Below are 5378 nucleotides of genomic sequence, written 5' to 3' on the forward strand. Positions count from 1 at the left end.
CCCGGTGAACAGCTCATGCACTCCGCTGGTCAGTTCCTCCACCGTCATGCGGGCCACCGGGGAATCCGGCACCTGATCCCGGGCTCCGACGATCACCGAGGTGAAGTAACACACGCCGTCCCCGGGAACCCGAAGAACCTGGAAATCGCCGCCATCGACCCGCACGGTGCCGAGCACCGGACCCGCGGTCGGAACCAGCCGCCCGGCCGGAGAGTCACGCGGAACCGCGGGGCCCGGTGGCTGCCCCGTGCCGGTGGGTCGGCTCGCCTCCGACGGGTCGGCGGAGGTACTGGGCGGCTCCAACGAGGAGTAGGGCGGAGGGTTCCACACCCGATTCCGCAGAATCCGCCAGGCCCCCAGCACGGCGTCCCGAACGGCCTCCTCCGACACGGACGGATTCGTGTCCTCCATCGGCGGAACCGTCGAACCCAGCCCCAGCGGCTCCACCGCGTGATAGCGATTCAGCGCCGTGTCCCAGTCGGGATGCTCGTACACCCGCACCGCCTCCGTCGGCGCCTCCCCCGCCCCGCCGGACCGAGNGGACACCCACTCCACCCCGACACCCAACAGGTCGGGAACCACATCCCGACCGAACACCGCCAGCAGCCCGCCGTCATACGGCCCATCCCCCCGCAAGGCCGCCGCCACCATCTCCCCTGCCGACGGCACCCGCCCCAAACCTCGCGCCGCGTCCCACACCGCCGCCGCCACCACGGCCCGGCGGCGTTCCCGCGGCGATTCGGATGGCAGACCCGCCACCCGATCCCACATCGGGTGATCCGGCCCCGCGGACAACGCCTCCCCGACGACCTCGCGGGGCTGTGCGCCGTCCCGCTCCTGCCCGGCAACCAGCCGCTCCACCTCGTCGTCGGACAGCAGATCAACGAGGGCGGCGGTCGCCGGGCCGGTACCGAACCCACGACCGCCAGCAGCCAGCGCATCCGCCAGGACCACGCCGAGCTCGGCCCTGACCATCCGGGCCACCGGCCCCGGCGCCGACCGGAGCAACACATACAGGTCCGCCAGATCAGTCCCCGGCCGCTGCGAGGCCACACTCTGCAGAACGGCCGTGAGCAGACCCTCCTCGTCATGCGGGACAGCACGCGGCACCGGCACCACCCGTCCATGCCCGGCCGACCCCAACCGCAGGACGAGCCCCGGTCCCGGATACGGCGGCGTCTCGCGGACCAGCTCGGTCCTCACCTCGGGCGGCACGGTCTTCAGCTGGGTGTGTACCTCGCTCAGAAAGCGGCTCCGCCGGGCCTCGTAGCCGGCCTGGCGGGGTTCACCGAGAGCATCCTCGGGGGGGATCGTGAAGATTCTGACGGGAAGGTCACGCGCGGGGCCACCGGCCACGATGAGCTGAATGTGCCGGGCGAGGCGGCGTGGCGTCGTCGACTCGAACTCGTTCTCGATGCGCACGGCCGCCCGACCATCGGGCGTGGTGGCGACGACGACGGGCAGGAATCCCTGCTGCACGGCCTGATCCACCGGGGCGACCAGCGCGGCGTCGAGATATTCCGGCCCGGCGAGATCCAGCGCGGCATGGGGGCCGACGGCGCCCGTCTCACCCGAAGGGGGAGGTGGGGCCTCGTGCCAGACACCGGCCTCGCTGTAGTCCGGCTCCCGCTGATGGGTCGCGTACACGGGTGTACCGAGCTCGGCCCGCAGCGACGCCGCATACCCCACGTTCCCGAGCCTGGGCGCCAGCGACCCTGGGTCCTGCTCCAGGAACCCGACGCCCAGATGGACCGGCCCGGCGAAGTCTCGTGGCGCATGAGCCAACACGATCGCGGCCAACTGGTCAGGCGGAATCCGCACCCCGCCCAACGAGGGATGCTGGCCGTACACCGCATCCAGATCGCCGTCGGCCACCACCACGAACCCACCGGGACGCCGCACCGGTCTGTTCGGCGCCGACGGCGCCTCGGACGGCGGCGCGGGCGCAGCGTCGGGCTCGTCGGACAGGCTGATCCCGGGCGGCAGCCGATCGTCGGACAGCCGACCGGACAGATCGACTCCGAAGATCCCCTGATCGTCGACCAACGGCACCGCCAGGAGATCCGCGATCGACGCCCCCGCCAGGTACCACTCCGACGTCTCCGACCCCGACAGCTCGAAACCGTGATCGAGCGGAACAAGCGCACCCGTCAGACTGTCCCGGACGTGCTCCAGCCGCGCCACGGCGGAGGCGGTCCCGGCCGGCGCGACGACGGGAACCCAGCTCGGCGCGAGAACATCCCCCAGATCGGAGACATAGGCGGCGTCATGGCCGACATACACCGGCTCGCCGCCGAGCAGCGCCGATATCTCCGCGGCCAGCGCCTCGAGCGGACCCTCGTTCTGCACGCTGCGGGTGGCGACCAGCCGGATCGGGGATCTCCGGGGGGACTGGCCTGAACTCCCGAAGGCCCCGTTCAGAGCATCGACCACCGCNTGGGCCGTGAGCGGCACCGGCCGGTCGGCGCGCCACGACGGCTCGCCCGTCGACAGCGTGTTCACGACCACCAGCGGCAGAGCGCCGGCGACCGGCGGCATGGCNAGCAGCGAGCTGTGCCATTCCTCCAGGGCCCGCCGGACCCCTTCCTGATCGCTGCCGGTACCGAGCAGCAGGGCGCCGCTCTCGTACGCCTGGATGTTCCTGTCGTTGTCGGCAACGAGCCGACCGTCGGCGTTCAGTGACAGGTAGCCCGGGGGCCGCTCCGCCTCGCCGGGCGAAGCCACGAGCTCCAGCCTCGCGACCGGATCGACGCCCCGGCGGGCCCGGAAGATCGGCATGGCGAACGCGGCCGCGAGAAGCTCGGTGTCCCGGGCGAAGGCCTGGAATTCGGCTTCGTCCGCCGGCGGCTCCGTCCACAGCACCACCGTCCCGAACGGATCGCGTCGCTCGGCCTGCGCGGCGGCGGCAACCGTGTCCGCCCCCACCTCCGCCAGGGGACGCACACTTCCGTCACCGAACGTCACACCAATACGCCCATCCGGCAGGAGGGGAAGATCAAGCGAGAACGAGCCCGACGGAAAGCCGGCATCAGGCTCCTGGTACCGCGTCCCGTTCAGTGCGACGAGGTCCTCGGTGGGCGCCGCCAGGCCGTTGCTGTCCATCGACAACCAGGCCGGGGCATCCGGCGCCCCCAGCCGACCCGCCGGGTCGGTCACCAGGGCAGCCGGCCGGTCGGCCGGTTCGTGCAGGATCTCCCATCGATGGGGCGGCATGACGCTCCATCGGCGACCCATGAAGATGACGGAATCGAAGCCCGCGGCGAACACGGTCGCGTCCGCCGCGAGGCCGACCTGCCGCCAGGCCTCCCGGTGCAGGTCGGCCTCAGCTGGTTCCGCGTCCTCATAGATGACGGCGAGAGGCCGATCTCGCTGCCACCCCCGGTCCTCGAGGTAGGCGGGCATCTCCGACGGCGCCAGGGTGGTGGACCTTCCGTCCAGCCGTCTGATCACGAACTGGGGCTCTCCGGCATCGTCTCGCTCGACCTCGAATCCCGACACCTCGTAGACATCATCCCGGGCCGCAAGCTCCGCGGCGTCACGGACCGTGGACAGGTAGTCATATAGGTTGGTCGCGATCAATCCGGTGGCCGTGCGAACCACCGCGTCCTCGGAGCGAAGCCACGCCCCGCCATCCGCGGTGTCCCACTTGCTCGCGTCCTGCTCAGCCAGCGGTCCGAGCACCTGCCACGGCGTCCGCTGCCCCGCGGCGTCCACCGCCCGCGGGCCGCCGCCCGCATCGTCGAACTCGCCGTGGCTGCTCCCGTCGAGCACCAGCATCTCCACGCCCTCGGCGGCGGCGAACCGGTGCAGCATCTGCTGCGACCGACCCGGCCCCCCGGCGACCCACAGGCGCAGGTCCACGTAGTGCATGGCGTGGTTCGACCAGCCGTTGTCCTGGAGAAACGACACGAAGGAGGGATGCTCGCCCCCCGCCGGCGGCGCATCCTCGAAGTCCTCCCGGAAGCGGAGCCGGTGGCCATCGGGCATCGTCAGGCCGATGCCGCCCTCGTGCGCCGGCAGCACCAACTCGAAGGGCCCGGCTTCGGCGGCCGCCAACGCGCGCAGGAAGTCAATCTCAGCGAGATATTCCGGCAGCGTCAGGGACGCCATCCCGTTGTTCCAGAGCACCGGGCCGCCGATCTCGCCCGGCACCAGGGAGCCGTCCTGCGCGGGGGACAGCCATACCGGCGGCCTCAACAGATTGCGGCCGTCCGCCTCCTCGGGTCGCAGGGCGGCGCTCCACCCGTGCCCCGTCCGGTCGTCGCGGGCGACCAGTCGGCCGTCCACCACCTGCGGGTCGACGCCCAGCACCGGCAGCCAGAACTCGGTCCGCAGATGCGTCGAGAAAGCCTGCAGCTGCCCGCGCAACGTGTCGTGTTCGGCCTTCTCGTCGCCCTGATCGGCCCAGCCCCCCGCCGCTTCCCTCGGCGCCCACACCTGAACCGGACCGCCCCGCCAACCCGCCACCGCCAGCAGGTCCTCCAGCAGTTCCGGCCCCAGCCGCTCCACGCCGCCATCCCGCCAGCGGATGCCCAGCGCGCCGTCGTCCATCCGCGGTAGGACAATCGTTGTCACATGCGGCTGGCCCCGCAACTCGTCCGCAAACCTGTTCATTCCACCCGCGACGACCAGTCCACGTTCCGCATCGACCCGGACGTCGAAGTCGTCCAACCATTCGGCGGGTACCGGCTCATCGCGTTCGCGGGAGTCGGAGTCGGAGTCGTCAGAATGGTCCGAATACTCAGAGCGGGAGTCCGACGAGTCCGAACCGGCCATGACGGCGTCGGCATCGTCCACCGCGAACCGATAGGCGTCCGGGCCGGCCAGCAGCCCGGAACCCGTGCCACCCACCGGCTCGGATTCCCCGGCATCGGACTCGTACACGGATGAGCCGGCAATCGGGGATGCCGGTGCGGCCGCCTCCACGCCGACCCCGGGCGAACTTTCCTCGCCGCGCGCGGAATCGGCGGCCGAATCGTCGAACAGACGCGGCGGCTCAAGCGGCGGAGAAGCCGGCGGTGCCACCGACGTCGCCACCGCCGGTGGGACGGACTCGACCTTCAACCCCGCAGCCTCCGAAGGCGACGCCGCAGGCTCTGGGAGCAGCGCCGCAGGCTCTGGCGCCGGGATGACCGGCGGGCGGACCGTCGGGTCCTCGTCCAGCCAGATCGCCACCCGACGTTGGTCCTCCGCCTCACCTCGGGCAGCGGCCTCGTCGGCCTGCATCGGCGAGGACGTGACTCCGGCACCTCGCGTATGCGTCTCGTGGGCGACCGCAGCGGCCGGCAGACCGACCGCTGCCAGCCGCCGGGCCAGCACCGGCGCCAGCACCTGCCAGGCCGACAGCGCACGATACTGCCCGGAGCGCGCCGCACGGC

Source organism: Frankia sp. CpI1-P (genome assembly GCF_001421075.1).
Classification (GTDB): domain Bacteria; phylum Actinomycetota; class Actinomycetes; order Frankiales; family Frankiaceae; genus Frankia; species Frankia torreyi.